Annotated in this window: 16 protein-coding genes and 1 pseudogene; 11 read left to right on the top strand and 6 right to left on the bottom strand. The window is 74.3% G+C overall.

The annotated features are described in order from the left end of the window. The first annotated feature begins 241 nt into the window (after positions 1–241). Positions 242–1,156: a LysR substrate-binding domain-containing protein gene (locus ACIGFK_RS17505; protein ID WP_376659166.1), complete on the top strand. Its 915-nt coding sequence runs from the start codon at positions 242–244 to the stop codon at positions 1,154–1,156. A 144-nt stretch (positions 1,157–1,300) separates the two neighbouring features. Here ACIGFK_RS17505 and ACIGFK_RS17500 read toward each other — a convergent pair. Together ACIGFK_RS17500 and ACIGFK_RS17495 are read right to left on the bottom strand one after the other, a co-directional pair. Beyond that, positions 1,301–2,380: pseudogene (locus tag ACIGFK_RS17500) on the bottom strand (MFS transporter); the annotation flags it as partial. 38 nt (positions 2,381–2,418) lie between these two features. Then, positions 2,419–3,060, bottom strand: coding sequence for a TetR/AcrR family transcriptional regulator (locus ACIGFK_RS17495; RefSeq protein WP_376659167.1), 642 nt, complete (start codon positions 3,058–3,060; stop codon positions 2,419–2,421). A 90-nt stretch (positions 3,061–3,150) separates the two neighbouring features. On the opposite strand from ACIGFK_RS17495, the gene ACIGFK_RS17490 reads away from it, so the two are divergent. The 5 genes from ACIGFK_RS17490 to ACIGFK_RS17470 all read left to right on the top strand — a co-directional run bounded on the left by ACIGFK_RS17490 (position 3,151) and on the right by ACIGFK_RS17470 (position 7,513). Then, positions 3,151–4,425 (top strand): MFS transporter, encoded by a 1,275-nt coding sequence (locus tag ACIGFK_RS17490; protein ID WP_386469939.1) that lies wholly within the window; start codon positions 3,151–3,153, stop codon positions 4,423–4,425. Continuing rightward, entirely contained in the window at positions 4,407–4,958 is a 552-nt protein-coding gene (locus tag ACIGFK_RS17485; protein WP_376659169.1) for a type 1 glutamine amidotransferase domain-containing protein, read from the top strand. Before ACIGFK_RS17490 ends, ACIGFK_RS17485 begins: the two co-directional genes overlap by 19 nt. A gap of 52 nt (positions 4,959–5,010) precedes the next feature. Then, positions 5,011–5,253: a DUF6158 family protein gene (locus ACIGFK_RS17480; protein WP_376659170.1), complete on the top strand. Its 243-nt coding sequence runs from the start codon at positions 5,011–5,013 to the stop codon at positions 5,251–5,253. Positions 5,254–5,371: 118 nt separating this feature from the next. Beyond that, positions 5,372–5,923, top strand: a complete 552-nt coding sequence (locus ACIGFK_RS17475; protein WP_376659171.1) for a TetR/AcrR family transcriptional regulator — start codon at positions 5,372–5,374, stop codon at positions 5,921–5,923. A 66-nt stretch (positions 5,924–5,989) separates the two neighbouring features. Then, positions 5,990–7,513, top strand: a complete 1,524-nt coding sequence (locus ACIGFK_RS17470) for an MFS transporter (RefSeq protein WP_400052473.1) — start codon at positions 5,990–5,992, stop codon at positions 7,511–7,513. On the opposite strand, the gene ACIGFK_RS17465 is transcribed toward ACIGFK_RS17470, so the two are convergent. After that, positions 7,476–8,843: a tetratricopeptide repeat protein gene (locus ACIGFK_RS17465; protein WP_376659173.1), complete on the bottom strand. Its 1,368-nt coding sequence runs from the start codon at positions 8,841–8,843 to the stop codon at positions 7,476–7,478. The two genes, ACIGFK_RS17470 and ACIGFK_RS17465, sit on opposite strands and share 38 nt — an antisense overlap. A gap of 140 nt (positions 8,844–8,983) precedes the next feature. Between ACIGFK_RS17465 and ACIGFK_RS17460 the strand changes: the two genes are divergently transcribed. From ACIGFK_RS17460 to ACIGFK_RS17450, 3 genes are all read left to right on the top strand, one after another. Next, the gene (locus ACIGFK_RS17460) at positions 8,984–10,348 is read left to right on the top strand and encodes a M64 family metallopeptidase (RefSeq protein WP_376659174.1); all 1,365 of its coding nucleotides are present in this window, start codon (positions 8,984–8,986) and stop codon (positions 10,346–10,348) included. 247 nt (positions 10,349–10,595) lie between these two features. After that, entirely contained in the window at positions 10,596–11,468 is an 873-nt protein-coding gene (locus ACIGFK_RS17455; protein WP_400052470.1) for a M15 family metallopeptidase, read from the top strand. A 406-nt stretch (positions 11,469–11,874) separates the two neighbouring features. Continuing rightward, complete coding sequence (locus tag ACIGFK_RS17450) at positions 11,875–12,468, top strand: HPP family protein (protein ID WP_386469926.1); 594 nt, start codon at positions 11,875–11,877, stop codon at positions 12,466–12,468. A 15-nt stretch (positions 12,469–12,483) separates the two neighbouring features. On the opposite strand, the gene ACIGFK_RS17445 is transcribed toward ACIGFK_RS17450, so the two are convergent. Further along, positions 12,484–14,271 (bottom strand): VanW family protein, encoded by a 1,788-nt coding sequence (locus tag ACIGFK_RS17445; protein WP_400052468.1) that lies wholly within the window; start codon positions 14,269–14,271, stop codon positions 12,484–12,486. A gap of 158 nt (positions 14,272–14,429) precedes the next feature. Next, entirely contained in the window at positions 14,430–15,071 is a 642-nt protein-coding gene (locus tag ACIGFK_RS17440) for a TetR/AcrR family transcriptional regulator (RefSeq protein ID WP_376659178.1), read from the bottom strand. Positions 15,072–15,237: 166 nt separating this feature from the next. Between ACIGFK_RS17440 and ACIGFK_RS17435 the strand changes: the two genes are divergently transcribed. Beyond that, positions 15,238–16,746, top strand: a complete 1,509-nt coding sequence (locus ACIGFK_RS17435; protein ID WP_386469919.1) for an APC family permease — start codon at positions 15,238–15,240, stop codon at positions 16,744–16,746. Positions 16,747–16,826: 80 nt separating this feature from the next. Further along, entirely contained in the window at positions 16,827–17,951 is a 1,125-nt protein-coding gene (locus tag ACIGFK_RS17430; protein WP_400052465.1) for an agmatine deiminase family protein, read from the top strand. 272 nt (positions 17,952–18,223) lie between these two features. Here the strand turns inward: ACIGFK_RS17430 and ACIGFK_RS17425 are convergent, their stop codons facing one another. Continuing rightward, entirely contained in the window at positions 18,224–18,412 is a 189-nt protein-coding gene (locus tag ACIGFK_RS17425; protein ID WP_376658165.1) for a DUF6381 family protein, read from the bottom strand. Positions 18,413–18,431 lie beyond the last annotated feature (19 nt).

Below are 18,431 nucleotides of genomic sequence, written 5' to 3'. Positions count from 1 at the left end.
CGCTCGGACGAGCGAGTGACGCCGTCCGGATCCGGCATCCGACCGAGGGATCCAGTGGCGGACCCGGAGCACACGGTGGTGTGACGGGTCGGCACCCGCCCGCGCCTCCGCCTGGGGTCCGGACCCCGTGGCGGAGGCGCCGGACGGGTTGCCGCCCGGGCCTGCACCGATCCTGGGCCAGCCCAAAACCCAAGTCAATCCTCCGATTTGCTCCCCGCATCCAAGCGATACCTTGGAGGCCGTGACCCTGGATGATCTCCGCGTGTTCGTGGCCGTCTGCCGTGCGGGCAGCCTCAGCGCCGTCGCCCGTGACCTCGGCTGCACCCAGTCGGCCGTCAGCCAGCACGTCCGCAGGCTGGAGAAGCAGACCGGCACGAGCCTCCTGGAGCGCCACGCCCGGGGCGTCGTCCCGACCGAGGCGGGCCGCATCCTGCAGGCGGCCGCCGCCGACGGGATCGCGGGTCTCGACGGCGCCCTGCGCCGCCTGGGCGACCTCACCCGGGGAGGCGGCGGTACCGTGCGCATCACCACGGGCGCCACCACCGTGCGCCACTTCATGTCCGAAGCCGTGGTCACCTTCCGCCGCCGCCACCCCGAGGTGAGCCTGGAGTTCCAGACCGAGAACTCCAGCCGCAGCTGTTTCGACGCCCTCGCCGCCGACGACCTCGACCTCGCCTGGATCACCATCGGGGCGCCCGTCCGCGGCATCGAACAGCGTCCCGTCATGCGCCTGCCCTGGGTGCTCGCGGTCGGCGCCGACGACCCCCTCGCCGCCCGCGACCGCATCGAGCCGGCCGACCTCGCCGCGATCCGCCACATCCGGCTCCCGGAGAACTCCGCCTCCCGCGCCCACCTCGACGCCGCCCTCGCGGAATCCGGGATCCGGGTCCGCTCCGACACCAGCGTGGCCGACTGGGACACGGCCCTGCTACTCGCCGAGCTGGGCCTGGGCCACGCCGTCGTGCCCGCGCTGCCCGGCTGGCGGGTGCCCGGCACCGACGGCCCGCTGCGCCTGGTCCCCGTCCCGGCCCTCCCGCCCCTCGCGGTCGGCTGGGCGGTCCGCCGCTGGTCCGCCCTCTCCCCGCCCGCCCTGGTCTTCGCCGGCGAGGTCGCCCGCAGCTGCACGGCCCGCGCGGCCCGGCCCGGGCAGCAGTGACGCGGGCGCCAGTCCCACGACGGTCAGCGCGGCCAGTGCCGCGAGGGAGAGCCCGCCCGCCCCGGCGCCCGCCGAGACGGCGATGCCCAGCGCCGGGCCGACGTTCATCGCCGTCTGCTTCAGCCCGCCGATCACCCCCGCGTACCCGGCCGGGGCCTCCCCGACCACGGTCCCGGTGGCGGTGACCATCACGGTGGTGAACCCGGCGCCCAACACCCCGAAGGCCACCCCGGAAGCCGAGCCCAGCCCCGCGATGCCGAGCGCGACCAGCCCCGTACCGGTGAGCGCGGTCCGACGCGGCCCGAACCGGCGCAGGGCGAGCCCGGCCACCGGGGCCCCCGCGACCATGGCCAGCGTCAGCGGCAGCACCCGCAGCCCGGTGCCGAGCGGATCGAGCCCCTGTACGTCCTGGAGCCGGAACGTCGCCGTGAACAGCGCCCCGGACAGCCCCGCGGACACGGCCAGCAGCAGCCCGATCGAGGCGGCCACCGGCACCGAGCGCGCCACGGCGGCCGGCACCAGCGGCTGCACGGCCCGCAGCTCACGGCGCACGAACAGCACCGCGAGCGCCGCCGCCCCGCCGAGCCCCGCCAGCGTCGGCCCGGAGAGCCACCCGTACGCGGGCACCCCCACCAGCGCGTGCACGAACCCCGCGAGCGCCACCGTGAGCAGGGCCGAGCCCGTGAACTCGAGCCGCCCGGACCTTTCGCGCGGGGGAGCGGGTGCCCGTACGGCGAGGGTGAGCACGGCGATCAGCAGCGCGACCGGCACGTTGACCACGAACACCGCCCGCCAGCCCCACTGCCCCACCAGTGCACCGCCCAGCAGCGGACCGGCCGCGGCGGCCACCCCGATCGCACTGGTCCGCACCGCGACCGGAGTGCCGAGCCGCTCCGGCGGGTAGGCGAGCCGCAGCAGCGCCAGCGTCGCGGGCTGGAGCAGCGCCCCGAACACGCCCTGCGCGCCGCGCAGTGCGATCACCCAGCCCACGCCGGGCGCGTACGCGATGCCCGCCGACGCCGCGGCGAAGCCCAGCACGCCGGTGAGCAGCAGCCGGGTGTGCCCGTACCGGTCGCCGAGCCGTCCGGCGACGACCAGGAACGCGGCCACGGCGAGCAGATAGGCGGTACTGGTCCACTGCACCTCCGCCAGGCTCGCCCCGAGGTCACGCCGCAGGCTCGGCTGGGCCACGCTCAGCACGGTGCCGTCCAGCGCGACGATCATGGCGCCGGCCACGCTGACCAGCAGCGCGAGCCGGGGCCTCACGAGGGGCTCCCGGGGACCCCGCCGGGGCCGGGCCCGAGGTCCGGCCCCGGGTCCGGCCCGAGGTGTGCGTCCAGGGCCGCCTCGACCAGCCGCCCGACGGCGATCCCCTCGTCCGCCACCATCAGCGGCAGACTGCCCGAGCCCCACAACTGCGCCACGCCGTGCAGGTTGGCCCACAGCGCGGCGGTCGTGACCGCCGGTTCGGCCGCCCCGCAGCGCGAGACGAGCGAGGTGAGCAGCCCGAACAGCGGGAGCGTCGACTCCCGCAGCCGCGGTTCGCCCGTGGGCTCCCGACCCGCACTGTCGAGCAGGTCGTGACGGAACATCAGCTCGAACATCCCGCGCTGCTCCAGCGCGTAGCCGACGTACGCGGCCCCCAGCGCCCGCACCTGCCCGCGCGGGGAGGGCACCCCCGTGCACGCCGCCGCGAACCGCGCGCCGAGATCGGCGAACCCCCGACGGGCGATCGCCGACAGCAGCGAGTGGTGGGTGGGGAAGTAGCGGCGCGGCGCCCCGTGCGAGACCCCGGCCCGGCGGGCGATCTCCCGCAGTCCGAGGGAGGCGGTGCCCTCGGTCGTCACCAGCTCCACACCCACGTCGATCAGCCGCTCCCGGAGCGGTCTCTCCCGGTCGTCCATAGACACTGTCTACCAGCAGGGAGTAGACGCTGTCTACCGACTGCCGTCAAAGCGCTTGACCGGGCGGGGTCCGCGGCGGAGGATGCGCGAATGGTCTCGACCACTTCTGCCGCCAAGTCCCGTTTTCCGGCACGGAACTTCACCCTCTACGTCACCGCCCGCACCCTGTCCGTGGTGGGCGACACGATGATTCCGGTCGCCATGGCCGTCGCGATGCTCGCGCTCGGCCACGGGGTGAGCGGGGTCGGCTTCGCGCTGGGCGCCTGGATGGGGGCGTTCGCCCTCTTCGTCGTCTTCGGCGGGGTGTTCTCGGACCGGTTCCACCCCCGGCCGCTGATGATCGGTGCGGACGCGGTCCGGTGCCTGCTCCAGGCCGGTCTCGCCGCCTGGCTCCGGCTGGGCCACCCGCCCCTCTGGTTCATCATCGGCGGCGCGGTGCTCGGCGGGATCGCGACCGCGATGTTCCAGCCGGGTGTCGCCGGTCTGGTGCCCCAGGTCGCCGAGGACACGCAGCGGGCCAACGGGGTGCTGCGGGTCGGCCAGGGCATCGCCACCATGGCCGGTCCCGCACTGGCCGGGCTGCTCGTCGCGTTCACCTCGGCCGCCGCGGTGTTCGCGGTCGACGCGGCCACCTTCGCGCTCAGCGCCGTCTGCCTCGCGGCGCTGCGGCTGCCGCGGTCCGAGGTCGACCGGTCCGCGTCCACCCTCGCCAACCTGCGGACCGGCTGGGCCGAATTCCGCTCCCGGTCCTGGATGTGGGGGGTCATCCTGATCTGGTGGGTCCTGGGAGTCCTCGTCTGGGGCCCGGTCACACCCCTCGGCGCGGTCTCCGTCATGGAGGCCCACGGCAAGGCGGCGTTCGGCTACGCGGAGAGCGCCTTCGGGGCCGGCTGCGTGCTCGGCGGCCTGGTCGCGATCCGGATCCGGCCCGCCCGACCGCTCTTCGCGGGCGGACTCGCGATGTTCCTGTTCCCGCTGATGCCGCTGGCAGCGGCACTGGTCCCCGAGCTGCCGCTGCTCCTGCTGGGGTACGGGCTGAGCGGGATCGGATGGGCGTTCTGGGGCGTCCAGTGGGCCACCGCCGTGCAGACGCAGATCCCGGCGGACCGGCTGGGCCGGGTCACCGCCTACGAGATCGCCGGCTCGGTCCTGGCGATCCCCTTCGGCCAGGCGCTCGCCGGACCCGCCAGTGCGTTCTTCGGGGTCCACCGCCTGCTCCTCGTGGGCGCCGTGATCAGCACCTGCTGCGCGGCCGCCCTGGTCGCCGCACCCCCCATTCGCAGCCTTCCGCGCGCCCGGGTCGTGCCCGGCCGGGCACCCTGGGAGGAGGGAAGGAGGCCACCCGCATGCGCATCGCGTTCCTGATGGCGCCCGAGGGCGTCGAGGAAGTCGAACTGACCGCGCCCTGGAAGGCCGTACTGGAGGCGGGCTGGATCCCCCGGCTGGTCTCCACCAAGCCGGGCGTCATCCGCGCCTACCACCACCTCGAGAAGGCCGGGGCCCACGCCGTCGACCACGTCCTCGGCGAGGACCCGGCCGAGGCCTTCGACGCGCTGGTGCTGCCCGGCGGCCTCGCCAACCCCGACGCCCTGCGCACGGACCGGAGGGCCGTCGCGTTCGTCAGGGGGTTCTTCGAGGCGGGCCTGACCGTCGCCGCGATCTGCCACGCCCCCTGGATCCTGGTCGAGGCGGACGTCCTGCGGGGCAGGACCCTGACCTCGTACCCCAGCCTCGCGACCGACATCCGCAACGCCGGCGGCACCTGGGTCGACGAGGAGGTCCACGTCTGCCGCGCGGCGCCGGCCACCCTGATCACCAGCCGCAGGCCGCGCGACCTCAAGGCCTTCTGCGGCGCCCTCGTGGCGGAGATCGGCGGCCGGGGCCCCGGCGGCGCATGATGGAGAACGGGGGCGAAGTCCGCAGGACTCGTGCCGAGGAGGTGCACGCGACATGACGGAGCACGACGGCGGTCCGTCGGCGAGCAAGCTGGAGGAGGGCCGGCTCCTCAAGGAGCTGGAAGCCATCCACCGCACGCGCCACGAGACCCTGCTGCACGGGTCCGACGACGCCCTGGTCACCCACACCAAGCGGATGAACGAGCTGGAGCACGAGTACGTGCGCCGCCACCCGCAGCGCGCCCAGACGGCGTCCCGCACCCGCGAGGGCGCCCGTGCCCGCACCAACGGGGAGTGAGGCCCGGCCGTCGGCCCGGCACCGCGTGACCGGATAGGAAGACAGGCACCAGGAGTGGACCTTCTTCGCCTCGTGTGAGACAGTTTTGTATCACTTGAGGTGAAGGATTCTCACGAACGTGCGCGAAGAAGAACTGCTCGACGCGGCCGCCCGTGTCCTCGCCGGCGACCACAGCGCCTCGATGGTGCAGATCGCCGCGGGCATCGGCACCAGCCGCGCCACCCTCAGCCGCCGCTACGCGACCCGCGAGGCCCTGCTGAAGGCCGTCGCCGTCCGGGCCATCGAGGTGGTCGACACCTGCCTCACCCCGGCCGATCTCCCGCAGGACGCCGACGGGGCCGCCTTCGACGCCGCCCTCGAGGAACTGGTCGTCGCCCTGCTGCCCGCCGCGCACCTGTACGGCTTCACCTCGCGCGACGCCACCGTGCTCGCCGACCCGGAGTTCCGGGCCGGCGTGGACCGGCAGGACCAGCGGGCCCTCGCCTTCCTCGAGCTCGGCCAGCGGCTGGGCCGGCTGCGCGCCGACCTCCCGCCGTACTGGATCTGGTACTCGCTCTGGGGCCTGCTCGACGCCGCCGCCGAGGGCGTGCGCGACGGCCACCTCGCGCCCCGCCAGATCGGCCGGCTGGTCCTCACCTCCTTCCTCGGCGGCGCACGGCCCACCGCCTAGCGCGCGGCCGAACCCCGAACTCCGAACCCCCGACCCCGAGCCCCGCTCGACCCTGAACGGATTCCCATGCACACCCCCACGCAGGACCCCCGCCGGTGGATCGTCCTGGCGATCCTCTCCGGCAGTCTCCTGCTGATCTCCATGGACACCACGATCCTCAACGTGGCCTTCCCCTCCCTCGTCGGCGACCTCCAGCCGGGCGCGGTCCAGCAGCTGTGGATCATCGACGTCTACGCGCTCGCCCTGTCCGGCCTGCTCGTCACGGCGGGCGCCCTCGGCGACCGCTGGGGCCGCAAGCGGCTGCTCATGGCCGGCTTCGGGATCTTCTCCCTGGCCTCCCTCATCGCCGTGCTGTCCACCGAGGCCTGGCACGTGATCGCGGCCCGTGCCCTGCTCGGCGTCGGCGGCGCGGCCATCATGCCGTCCACCCTGTCGATCCTGCGCAGCGTCTTCACCGACGCCAAGGAACGCGCCTTCGCCCTCGCCGTCTGGGCGGCCGTCTTCGGCGGCGGCATGGCCTTCGGCCCGGTCATCGGCGGGCTGCTCGTACAGGACTACGGCTGGCACTCCGCCTTCCTCCTCAACCTCCCCGTCGCCGCGGTGATCGTCGTGGCCGGCCTGCGCTACCTCCCCGAATCGCGGGCCCCGCGCACCACCGGCGCCTGGGACTGGTGGGGCGTCGGCCAGTCCGTCGTCGGCATGCTCGCCCTCGCGGGCGGCATCAAGCAGCTCGGCAAGGGCGGCGTCGCCGACCCGCTGCCGTGGGCCCTGCTCCTCGTGGCCGCCGGGGCACTGACCGTCTTCGTACGCCGCCAGCTGCGCGTGCCGCACCCGCTGCTCCAGGTCCGGCTGTTCGCCAAGCCCGCCTTCAGCGTCGCCGCCACCGCGATCTTCCTGCCGATGGTGGGCATGGGTGCGATCCTGTTCCTCGTCACCCAGTGGTTCCAGTACGGCCAGGGCTACACCCCGCTCGAGGCGGGGCTGCGCCTGCTGCCCGCACCGCTCGCGCTGATCGCCGCCTCGATGGTGGCTCCCACCCTCATGCAGCGGTTCGCGATCCGCCACGTGCTCGGAGCCGGACTGGTCGTGCTCGCCGCCGGAATGGCCCTGCCCTGGGTGTTCCAGCAGTTCACCGACCTCGGCTATCCCGCCTTCGCCGCCGCCCTGACCGTCATGGGCCTCGGCGCCGGCACGGCGACCACGGTGGCCTCGGTGACGCTGATCTCCGCCGCCCCCGCGGCGGAGGTCTCCAGCGCCGCCGCGATCGAGGAGACCTGCTACGAACTCGGCTCGGCCATGGGCGTCGCCATCCTCGGCTCCACGGCCGCCGCGCTCTACCGCGGCAACCTGCCCGCCCTGGACCTGGACGGCCCCACCGCGGCCGCCGTACGGGACTCCGTGGGCGAGGCTGCGCACACCGCCGAACGGCTCGGCGGCGCGGTCGGCCAGACCCTGATCGACGCGGCCTCGCACGCCTACACCCTGGCGATCACGCCCGCGTTCCTCATGGCCGGCGCCCTCGCGGTCGCCGCCGCGGCGACCACCTGGACGCTCATTCCGCACGACCTCCGGCCCACGGAGAACCACTGACCGGAGGGAGCGCCGCGGGCGCCGGGCCCAGCGTGGTGGTGCCCGGCGCCGCACGGTGCCCGAGCCCGGTGCGGTAGGCGTCCAGCGCCGCCTCCACCCGGCCCGTGCGCCGCAGCAGATCGCCCAGCAGCCGGCACAGGTCGGCCAGATCGCCCGTCGCCCCGCTGCGCTCGAGCAGGGCCAGCGCCTGTACGTAGTGCCGCTCGGCGGCATCGGTCTCGCCGCGCTCCTCGGCCATCAGCCCGAGGAGCCGGTGGGCGCCGCCCGCGTGCACCGCTCCGTGGCGCTCGCCCAGCTCCAGCAGCGCCGACAGCAGCCCGGCCGCCTCCTCGTACCGGCCGAGCCGGCGCAGTACGTCGGCGAGCTCCACCTCCACCTGCGCCGTGTACAGGGCGGCCCGCCGGGCCGAGAGCATGTCCCGGGCCGTGCGCAGCTCCTGCTCCGCCGAGGCGAGTTCGCCGTTCTGGGCCTGGACGTAGCCGCGCATCCAGTGGCAGTGCGCCAGATCGGTCCGCAGCCGCAACTGCCCGTAGATCGCCTGGGCCTTGGCGAGGGACGCGTCGGCGTCGGCCACCCGCCCCTCCGCCAGGAACGTCCGCGCCACCTGCCGGTGCATGCCCGCCACCAGCGCCGGATCGCCGACCTGCGGGGCCAGCGCGAGCGCCAGCTCGGCGGCGTGCGCGGCGCGCGCGTGGGCGCCCATGTCGATGTACGGCCCGATCACCGCGGCGTAGAGCAGCACCAGCGCCTCGGGATCGGCGAGCCCGCTCGCGCCCAGCTCGTCGATGGTGGATTCCAGGAGGTAGCAGGCGTAGCGCAGCTCGCCCGAGAGCAGGTGCGCGACGGCGCGACCCCGGATCGGGCGGGCCCGGCGGGGGAGCGGTTCGTCGGCCAGGAGCCGCTCGGCCCCCTCGAAGTGGGTGATGGCATCGGCCAGTTCGCCGGACTCGAGCGCGCATTCGCCCAGCCCCAGCCGGGCCTCCGCCTGCTCGGGAACCAGGGCCAGCTCCTCCGCCCGGGCCAGCAGGCCCCGGTAGCGGTCGGCGGCCTCGTCGGCCTCGCCCGTGGCCAGGGTCTGCTGCGCGTCGGCGAGGGCGAGGCGCAGCTCGGTCGCGAGGTGGGCGGGCCGGCCCGTGGTGAGTTCCTCGTACGAGGTGCCCAGGCGCCCGGCGAGGAAGCGCAACGCCGTCTCGGACGGGCGGACCTTGCCCGACTCCAGCGTGGAGATGTAGGCGGAGGTGTAGGAAGGCTCCGCCAGCTGACGCTGAGTCAGGCCGAGTTCGCTGCGCAGACGTTGAACTCTGCGCCCGATGAGGGCCGGTTCGTCCATGGAGACTCCCTGTTTGCTCGAACTCCCCAGTATTCAGGGGGAGTGGGCCATTGCGCAGGCCCCGGCACCCCGCCTAGTTTAAGCAGCTGCTTCAGCAGATTTAACAGACTGCTTAACTGCCTTTCACGGGGGAGGACTTCATGGACGTCAGCCGACGCCCCGGCGCGCGCGCCGGCCTGCGCGCGGTCGCCGCGGCGGCCTGTGCGGCGGCCGTTCTCGTGGCGGCGGGCCCTGCCCGCGCCGCGAACGGCGAGCCACCGGCGAAGACCCGGGTGACCGTCGAGATACCGGGACCGGAACAGGGCGGCGACGCCGGATCCGGGCACGCCCTGGTCCCGCCGGGCGGAGCGGGACCGGCGAAGACCGCCGGCGGGCTCTCCCCGGCCGAACGGGCCGCCGACGGCGAGGTCGCGAAGCTGGTCGACAACGGCCCCACCGCCGACCGCCTCGACGTCGTCGTCATCGGCGACGGCTACACCGCCGCCGAACTGGACCGCTTCCACGCCGACGCGGCGCAGAAATGGGCCGAGGTGACGGCCGTCGAGCCGTACACCACCTACCGGAACCTCTTCAACGTATGGACCGTCGACGCGGTCTCCCACGACTCCGGCGTCACCGGCGACCCGGACCGGGCCACGGTGCGCGACACCGCCCTCGGCTCGTACTTCTGGTGCGAGGACATCGAGCGGCTGCTCTGCATCGACCAGCCCAAGGTCGACGCGTACGTGGCCAAGGCGCCCGCGGCCGACCTGGTCATCGTGCTGGCCAACAGCGCCAAGTACGGCGGCGCCGGCTACAACGAGCGCAGCGCCGCCCTCGGCTACGAGGGGATCTCGACGGCCTCCTCGGGCCACCCCAAGTCGGGCCAGGTCGCCATCCACGAGACCGGGCACTCGCTGGGCAAGCTCGCCGACGAGTACTTCTACCCGGGCGTGCCGGACTACGAGAAGTACACCGGCCCCGAGCCGGGCGAATCCAACATCTCCGGCCTCGACGCCGACCGGATGGCGGCCCAGCGGGCCAAGTGGTACCGCTGGCTGGGCGAGCAGTCCCCGGACGGCGGCACGGTCGGCGCGTACGAGGGCGGCGGCTACTACGTCACCGGGCTGTACCGGCCCACCGACAACTCGATCATGCGGGTGCTGGGGAAGCCGTTCAACCTGCCCGGCACCGAGGCGATGATCGCCGGCTTCTACCAGCACGCCAGGATCGTCACCGCACTCACCCCGACCGACCGCACCCTGCGGTGGCGCGACAGGGCGAAGGCGGCCGTTCCGGCCCTGGAGGGCGCGGACGGACGCCGGCTGACGGTGCGGTGGTACCTCGACGGCAAGGAGCTGAAGCGCTTCGAGGGCCGCACCGAGGTGTCCGTGGCGGAACTCCGGCTCTTCGACCTCCGCACCCACCGGCTGTCGGTGACGGCCGAGGACCGCACCCCGTCGGTGCGCGACCCGAAGATCATGCGGACCCTCCGCTCCACGGCCGCGTGGAGCGTCCGGCTCTAGCGGGTGACCATGACGGCTCGTCAGCACGGCCCGTGGGCGAGCTGTTTGGGAGGATTTCCACGGCGGCCGCGCGGTGCGGCGCGCGCCCGGCCGGGGGAGCCCGCCAGACTGGCGGGGTGAGGATCGCCCTCATGAAGGCGGGGTCGCGTGGCGGCGTCGCGCCGTACACGGGCCTGGGCGCGGCACTGGTCCGGGCCGGGCGCGTGGCCACGCCGGCGACCCACGGACCCGACCCAGGGAGCACCCGATGACCATCTCGGTATGGACGCGCCTCGCCGTGACCGCGGGGGCCGCAGCCCTCTTCGCTGCGGCCCCGGCCCCGGCCCCGGCCCCGGCCCCGGCCCCGGCCCCGGCCCCGGCCCCGGCCCCGGCCCTCGGCGCCGAGGCCGCCGCCCGGACCCCGGAGCCCCGGGCGCCCCGGGAGTTCGTCCCGCTGCGCTCCGTCGACCCGACGATCATCCAGGAGATGCGCTACGCGTCGGCGCACAACTTCATCGGCGAGCGGATCGACGGCTACCGGCAGCCCGTCTGCATCCTGACCCGGCCGGCGGCCGAAGCCCTGCACCGGGCCCAGACGCGCCTCCTGTCCCAGGGGTACTCGCTCAAGGTGTACGACTGCTACCGGCCGCAGCGGGCCGTCGACCACTTCGTCCGGTGGGCCGGGGACCTGGCAGACGAGAGGCGGAAGGCGGAGTTCTATCCGCGGGTCGACAAGACGCGCCTGTTCGAGGACGGCTACATCGCGGAGAAGTCCGGGCACAGCCGGGGCAGCACCACGGACCTCACCATCGTCCCGCTCCCGGCGGTCCCGGCGCCCCCGCCGGCGCCGGGTCAGGACTCCGCCCCCTGCTACGCGCCGCAGGCGGAGCGGTACCCGGACAACTCCGTGGACATGGGAACGGGCTTCGACTGCTTCGACACGCTGTCGCACACCGACGACCCGCGCGTCCAGGGGGCGCAGCGCGCGAACCGCCTGCTGCTGAAGACGACGCTGGCCGCGGAGGGATTCGTCAACCTGCCCGAGGAATGGTGGCACTTCACGCACAAGCCCGAGCTCTTCCCGGACACCTACTTCGACTTCCCCGTAGCGCACCGGTCGGCGGCCGGGCACCGCCCTTAGAACGCACCAGCCGCCGTCGGAGGAGAAGCCGCGAGCACGTGCGCGGCGGCCTCGCGACCTGCGCCCGCGGCTGCGCCTGCGGAGGCGGCGGCGTGCAGCCGGGCGTCCCGCCCGGGCTCAGCACGGCGACTGCGATCAGCGGGACGTACCGGGGGCCCCGAGGGCGCACGCCTCCACTTCAAGGTCCGGGCTCCCCGTCCGCCTGCGCCCGCTCCCGGCCTTCGCGTAGGAGCAAAGTCACCCCCCTCGGCGGCGGTTGCCGGGTACCCGCCAGGTAGGGTCGTCTGAAATGTCCCCGGTCCACCGCAGCCCCGGGGGCATCCGCACCCGTCCCGGCACCACCCTTGCCCGGCGTCGTCCTGCCCTCCCCGGCCGCTGCGCGGCCGCCTGCCCGGAAACCGCTGACATGAGTACGAACGCCGCGCTCCGCCCGCAGCCCACGCCCGCCCCGACAGCCACTGCCGCCGATCCCGCCCCGGCGTTCGACAGCGCTCCCGCGCGCCGGTGGCCGGGGCTCACCGTGCGGGCCCCGGCCCGGCCCGCCCCGGCTGCGGCCCTGCACAGCATCGCGGCGGCGACCACCGTCCTGCTGGGCCTCGTCGCGATCGGCGCGATGATCCACGAACCGGTGCTGATACCCCCGCTGGCCGCGAGCGCCGCACTGGTCCACAGCGCTCCCCACCTGCCGCTCGCCCAGCCGCGCAACGTGGTCATCGGCCACCTGCTCGGCAGCGCCACGGGCTACGCCGTGCTCGCGGCGGCGGGCAGCAGCGCCTGGGCCGCCGCAGTGGCGGCCGGTCTCACGCTCGGCCTCAACATGCTCGCCCGCACCCCGCACTCGCCGGCCGTGGCCACCGCCGTGATCGTCGTGCTCCAGACGCCCGCCCCCGGCCGGTTCGTGCCCCTGCTGTTCGGCGCGACCGTCCTGCTCGTCCTGACCGGCTGCGCCGCTTCCCGCGTGCGCCGGAAGGCCCCGGCCTACCCCGTCTACTGGTGGTGACGGGGCAGCCGAGTGCTAGGCCGCACCCGGGGCCGGCGCGGCCTGCGTCGGGTCGGCGCCCGGTGTCGTGGAGGGCGCCGGGGCGGGCTCGCAGACGACCTCGTCGCGCGGGGTGTAGTGGGTGGAGTACTCCTCCCGCTTCACCTCCTGGCCGCCCTTGACGAAGATCCGGCCGACCTTGACGTCGAAGCCCTCCAGGGGCGTCTGGGCCTCGCACTTCTCGCCGGGGTCCGTGTGCTTGGCGGGCGGGGTGACGTTGGTCCGCGGACCCTTGGTCGCGCGGATCTCGTCGTACTTCTTCGTCCCCAGCAGGGTGATCGTCAGCGAGGTGTCGGTCGACTGCGCCTGGACGTAGACGGGGTGGCCGGAGTCGTTGAGCCACCGCAGGTCGAGGGTGCCCCAGGCGACGGTGGCCTCGCGGCCCTCCGGGTAGCGCTCGATGTAGAAGGAGTGCGCCCCGTGCTCGAGCGGCTTGAGGCCGGCGAAGAACACGGCGTTGTACATCGTCGTGGCGACCGCCGACACGCCGCCGCCGGGCGACTTCACGTACCGGCCGTCGTTGATCATGATGCCGTCGACGAAGCCGTTCTCCTTGGTGCGCTCGCCGACCGTGCGGTTGAAGCTCCACTCCCGGCCCGGCATGACCACCGAGCCGTTGATCAGCTCCACCGCGCGGCCGATGTTCTTGGACCGGTACGGGGCGGCCGGGAACTGGACGGTGAAGGAGGAGAGCTTCTCCTTGACGCCGAGGCGCTCGGCCTCGGCGTCGGTGAGCTGCGGCTGGACGGCCGTGGTGGCCACGACGGCGCTCCGGTCGGCGCCCGAGCGGGTCAGCAGCGGCATCACGGCCCGGCCGAGGGCCGCCTCGGTGACCTCGTGCCCGGAGCGGCTGGGCTCGGTGACCACGGCGCGGCCGTTCGCGTCGAGGCCGAGCACGGCGTCGCGCGGGGACCCGACGGCCTCCCCGAGGGGGCCGGCCACGGCGGGGTCGGCGAGCAGGCCGCCGGAGTCCAGTGCCGGTACGAGCCGGCCGGCCTGGTCGGCCTTCATCTTCAGGTGCTCGCCGAGGACCACGGGGCTGACGGGTACCCGGGTGTCGGCCACGGTGAGGGTGACGGGAGCGGAGACCGCCGGCTCCGCGAACTCGCGCAGGGCCCGCTCGGTCTCGTCGGCCCCCACGCGCGGTTCGGTGCGCCGGACCGGCAGCTCGACCGGGCCGTCGGCCGGGCGGGAGGGGAGGTAGGCGTCCCGGAGGGTGTCGAAGACCCCGTCCCGTTCGAGGGTGACGCCGGTCTGCGCGGCCACGACCCGGGGCCTGCCGGCGTCGAAGCCTATGGATCCGTCGCGCACCGGCTGCGCGGTGCTCTCGCGGAGCCGGTCGACCCCGGCGCGGGCGGCCTCCTCGTCCGTCCGGACCACGGGCTCGAGGTCCGGGTCGCCGGAGGCGAAGAGCCGGCCGATGACGCCGAACGGCCCGGGGCCCGGGCCGGCGGCGCGGTCGACGGTCGCGGCGGTGTCCAGGGACAGCCCGACGGCAGCCGGGGCGACCTCCTCGACGCGGTCGCCGATGCGCACGGCGACCGGCTCGGTGGCCCGCGGCCCGAGTGCGTCGGTCAGCTTGCGCTCGGCCGCCGCCGGGCTCATGCCGCCGATGTCCACGCCGCGGACCCGGGTGCCCGGGGCGATGTCGTCCCCGGCCGCGAGTCCGGCGACGTAGAGGCCGCCCAGCCCGAGGGCCAGGGCGCCGCCCGTCGTCATCGCGGCGATCCGCCAGTTACCTGTCCAGCTGCCCGCAGGTCGCACATCTCTCCTTGTGGCGCCGACCGGTCGCCGGGCGGCTCGCAGGCCGCGGCAGGGGCGCGTAGATGACGGTTGAGGTCATCCATCATGACCACGGAAATGTCCGATTAGGGAGAGAAGGTAATGGTTCTCACATGCCGGGCACGGGTGCTCCGGGGGTGTCAGCGGCCCGTGGCCCCGGCCCCGGCGGCCAGGCCGTCGAGGAGGAGGCGCAGGCCCAGTTCGAAGCCGCGGTCGTCGAGTGAGGCCAGGCCCTCCCCGGTGGCGGCCGCCCCGGCGAGGGAGTCGGCGAGCGCCGGGTACGCGGGCCGGTACTCGGCGGCGGGGCGGGTGAAGCCCGCCGTGAAGGTCTCCAGTGCGGAGCCCAGGACCAGGTAGTCGACGGCGGCCGCCGCCTCCGCGGCCCGCGCCGGGGTGCAGCCCGCCCGGACGAGGGCGGCGAGCAGGGCGTCGTAGCCGCGCAGTGCCCGGTCCGCCTCGACCCGGCGGCGGGCCGCCGGCGCGATCGCGTTCGGGTGGCGCAGGTACACGCGGCGGTAGCCGCGCGCGTACGCGGCGATCCCCTCGCGCCAGTCGGGCCCGTCGAGCGGGCTCAGGTCGATCTCCTCGTTGATCAGCTCCGAGACCGCGTCCAGCACGTCCTCCTTGGACGCGACGTGGTGGTACAGCGATGCGCCCCTGACCCCGAGACGGTCGGCGAGCGTGCGCATCTTGAGGGCCTGGGGACCCTCCTCGTCGAGGAGCTCGAGGGCCGCGCGGGCGATGTTCCCGCGGCTGAGCAGCGGCTGGTTCGGTCGGCCCACGTGTGATCCCCCTCGTTCGTGGCCGCCAGGTTACCCGTTGGCAGGGTCTTCCCCTGGGGTCCGGGGCGGGTTAAGGTCCCCGCATTCCCGCAACCTAACAACGTTAGATTTAGTTGCCGGGACGCGCCGGCCGCCCCTGCGCGCCCCGGCACCGTGAGAGGTACGCATGCCAGACCTTCCCTCCCCCCGCCCCGACACGGACGCGGCCCGGCTCACCGACCTGGGCTACACCCAGGAGCTGAACCGCAGCCTCGGCATCCTCGGCAACATCGGCATGGGCTTCGCCGTGGTCTCGCCGGTCGTGGCCCTGTACGCCGTCTCCATGGTCGGCACGATGATCGCCGGGCCCGCCTGGGTGTGGGCGCTGCCGATCGTGCTGCTCGGCCAGTGCCTCGTCGTGAACGTCTACTCCGAGCTCGCCTCCCAGTGGCCGCTCGCCGGCGGGCCCTACCAGTGGGGGCGCCGGCTGCTCGGCCCGTCCTTCGGCTGGATGAGCGGCTGGGTGTGGCAGTTCGCCGTCATGTTCGGCAACACCACCGTCGCGTACCTGGCGGCCCCCTGGGTCTTCGCCCTCGTCGGCGCCACCCCGACACCGGGCGCCATGGTCGCCGTGGCCGCCGGGATCCTGCTGGCGTGCATGCTCGTGAACGCGTACGGGATCAGGATCCTGAGCCTGTTCGTCTCCCTGGGCATCGCCGCCGAGGCCATCGCCTCCGTACTCGTCGGCTTCGCGCTCCTGCTCTTCTTCCGCGAACACGGCTTCGCCCTCTTCACCGAGACCCTCGGCGCCGAGGAGCTGTCCGGCGGATCGACCACGATGGCCTTCCTCGCCGTACTGGCGGTGGCGGGCTGGGGGTTCATCGGGTTCGACGCCTGCGTCTCCACAGCCGAGGAGACCAAGGACGCCGGCCGGCAGGTGCCGCGCGCCATGTGGTGGGCGCTGCTCAGCGTCGGCCTCGTCGTCATCCTCAACGCGATGGCCGTGGCCCTCGCGCACCCCTCGCCCCGGGCCGTCGTCGCCGGCGAGGACCTCGACCCGGTGACGACCGCCGTCAGCACCGCCTTCGGCTCCTGGTCGGACAAGCCCTTCGTCGCCGTGGTCCTGGTCGGGTTCCTCGCCTGCGCCATGGCCTCCCAGGGCGGCGCCGCGCGCGGCGTGTACTCGCTGGCCCGCGACGGGGGCTTCCCCCTCTCCCGTCACGTGCGCAAGGTCAACCGCCGCCAGGCCCCCATCGGCGGCCTGATCGCCTCCACCCTCGTGAGCTGTACGGGCCTGCTGCTCGGGCTGAACGCGACCGCCATCGGCAGCCTGATCGCCTTCGGCACCGCGGCCACCTTCCTGCCGTTCTTCCTGGTCTCGCTGGCCGCGCTCATCGCCCGGCTGCGGGGCACCTGGGTCCCCTCCGGGCACATCCGGCTCGGGCGCAAGGGCACCTTCCTGAACGTCCTGGCCGTGCTCTGGACCGCCTTCGAGGTCGTCAACGTCTGCTGGCCGCGAGCCGTTCTGGCGCCGCCCGGGGCCCCCTGGTACCAGGTCTGGGCCGGTCTGATCGGCACCGGCGCGGTGATCACGGCCGGACTGCTCTACCTCGCGGTGAAGAAGCCCCACCACGCGCTGCGCACCGCACCGGCGGCCGGGGAGGGCGGGGGAGTCCTCGCCGCCGACCGCCCCTGATCCGCCCCTGATCCGATCCGCCCCTGATCCGCAGCTCCCCCTTGATTTCGGCATCCGCTTCACATCGAAGGAGTAATGTCATGGACCTGCCACCCGCGAGCGTTCCGCGCATGACGCGCCGGGGTTTCGGCGCCGCCGCACTCGCGGCCGCCGCCGTACCCCTGCTCGCCCGCACCGCCTCCGCCGAGGAGAGCGCGGCCCCGCTCCACGCACCGGCCGAATGGGCGCCGCACGCGGGCTGCGTGATGGCGTGGCCCTGGGACCGGACGGTGGGCTGGGGCGCGCTGCTCGCCGACGTCCAGGCGGAGATCGCCGGGATCGCCCGGGAGATCGCCCGCTTCGAGCCGGTGATCATGGTCGCCGAACCGGGCACCGCCGCCGAGGCCCGCCGCCAGTGCGGCGGCTCGGTCACCGTCATCGAGTACCCGGTCAACGACTGCTGGACCCGGGACACCGGGCCGCTCTTCGTGGTCGACCCCGGCAACCAGCACCGCACCGGCGTCGACTTCGGCTTCAACGGGTGGGGCGGGAAGTACCCGTACGACAAGGACGACTTCCTCCCCGTCGGCGTCTGCGCCCACCTCGGGGACCCCCGCACACAGGTCGGCATGGTCCTGGAGGGCGGGTCGGTCCTCACCGACGGCCAGGGCACCCTCGTCACCACCGAGGAATGCCTCCTCAACCCCAACCGCAACCCGGGCATGACCCGTGCCCAGATCGAAGCGCAACTGCTCGCCTCGTACGGGGCGAGCAAGGTCGTCTGGCTGCCGTACGGGCTCCACCACGACGACATCACCAACGGCCACGTCGACCTCGTCGCCGCCTACCTCGGGCCGGCCAGGATCCTGCTCCACACCCAGCCCGATCCGGCCGACCCCAACCACGCCCGGATGGCCGCGAACAAGGCGGTGCTCCACGGCACGACCGACGCCTGCGGCAGGCCCTTCCAGGTGGTGGAGATGGAGCACCAGCCGCACTTCCGGCACAAGGGGCTGCTGGTGGAGACCTTCAGCTACACCAACTACTACCTGACCTCGGGCAGCGTCGTCGTCCCGCTCTCGGGCGAACCGGCCGACGCGCTCGCCCTCGCCCAGCTCGCGTCGCTCTTCCCCGGACGCCAGGTGGTCGGCACCCCGGCACGCACCCTGGCCTGGGGCGGCGGCGGAGTCCACTGCGTCACCCAGCACGTACCGCGCGTGCAGTAGCGCAGTAGCGCAGTAGCGCAGCAGGGCGCCGGCACCGGCCGGCGCCCTGCACGGACAGCGCGAGGAAACCGGCCCGGCCGGGGGGCGCCCGGGGGGGGGGCGCGGGGGGCGCCGGGCGGGGGCCGGGAGGGGGGGGGGGACGCCTACAAGGGGGCCCATCCCCCGGCGGCCCCCCCCCCCGCCCCCCCGGCGCCCCCCCGCCCGGCGGGCGGGCGGCGGCGGGGGCCCCCCCCCCCCCCCCCGGCCGGGGCACGGCAGGGGGAGGGGAAGGACTACATGGGGTCCATGCCCCGGTCGTCCATACGGCCCTCCTGCTCGCTCTGCTCCTGCAGGCGGCGCGCCTTCTCCTTCAGCCGGCGGCGCTCCTCAGGGTCGGTCGAACGCTCGGCCGCGTCGTTCAGCTCCTTGGCCTTCATGCGCATCTGCTGGGACCGGCCGCGGGACTCGCCTGAAACGCTCATGATCGCTCCTTGGATCAGT

This window comes from Streptomyces sp. NPDC085524, assembly GCF_044541755.1.
In the GTDB taxonomy this organism is placed as follows: Bacteria; Actinomycetota; Actinomycetes; order Streptomycetales; family Streptomycetaceae; genus Streptomyces.
Note: the sequence above shows the minus strand (reverse complement) of the source record. Positions and strands in the feature narration are given on the sequence as shown.

Excerpts from the sequence above, each read along its gene's own strand:
- ACIGFK_RS17495 (WP_376659167.1), bottom strand. The coding sequence starts at position 3,060 with ATGGACGACCGGGAGAGACCGCTCCGGGAGCGGCTGATCGACGTGGGT.
- ACIGFK_RS17490 (WP_386469939.1), top strand. The coding sequence starts at position 3,151 with ATGGTCTCGACCACTTCTGCCGCCAAGTCCCGTTTTCCGGCACGGAAC.
- ACIGFK_RS17485 (WP_376659169.1), top strand. The coding sequence starts at position 4,407 with ATGCGCATCGCGTTCCTGATGGCGCCCGAGGGCGTCGAGGAAGTCGAA.
- ACIGFK_RS17480 (WP_376659170.1), top strand. The coding sequence starts at position 5,011 with ATGACGGAGCACGACGGCGGTCCGTCGGCGAGCAAGCTGGAGGAGGGC.
- ACIGFK_RS17470 (WP_400052473.1), top strand. The coding sequence starts at position 5,990 with ATGCACACCCCCACGCAGGACCCCCGCCGGTGGATCGTCCTGGCGATC.
- ACIGFK_RS17465 (WP_376659173.1), bottom strand. The coding sequence starts at position 8,843 with ATGGACGAACCGGCCCTCATCGGGCGCAGAGTTCAACGTCTGCGCAGC.
- ACIGFK_RS17460 (WP_376659174.1), top strand. The coding sequence starts at position 8,984 with ATGGACGTCAGCCGACGCCCCGGCGCGCGCGCCGGCCTGCGCGCGGTC.
- ACIGFK_RS17455 (WP_400052470.1), top strand. The coding sequence starts at position 10,596 with ATGACCATCTCGGTATGGACGCGCCTCGCCGTGACCGCGGGGGCCGCA.
- ACIGFK_RS17450 (WP_386469926.1), top strand. The coding sequence starts at position 11,875 with ATGAGTACGAACGCCGCGCTCCGCCCGCAGCCCACGCCCGCCCCGACA.
- ACIGFK_RS17435 (WP_386469919.1), top strand. The coding sequence starts at position 15,238 with ATGCCAGACCTTCCCTCCCCCCGCCCCGACACGGACGCGGCCCGGCTC.
- ACIGFK_RS17430 (WP_400052465.1), top strand. The coding sequence starts at position 16,827 with ATGGACCTGCCACCCGCGAGCGTTCCGCGCATGACGCGCCGGGGTTTC.
- ACIGFK_RS17425 (WP_376658165.1), bottom strand. The coding sequence starts at position 18,412 with ATGAGCGTTTCAGGCGAGTCCCGCGGCCGGTCCCAGCAGATGCGCATG.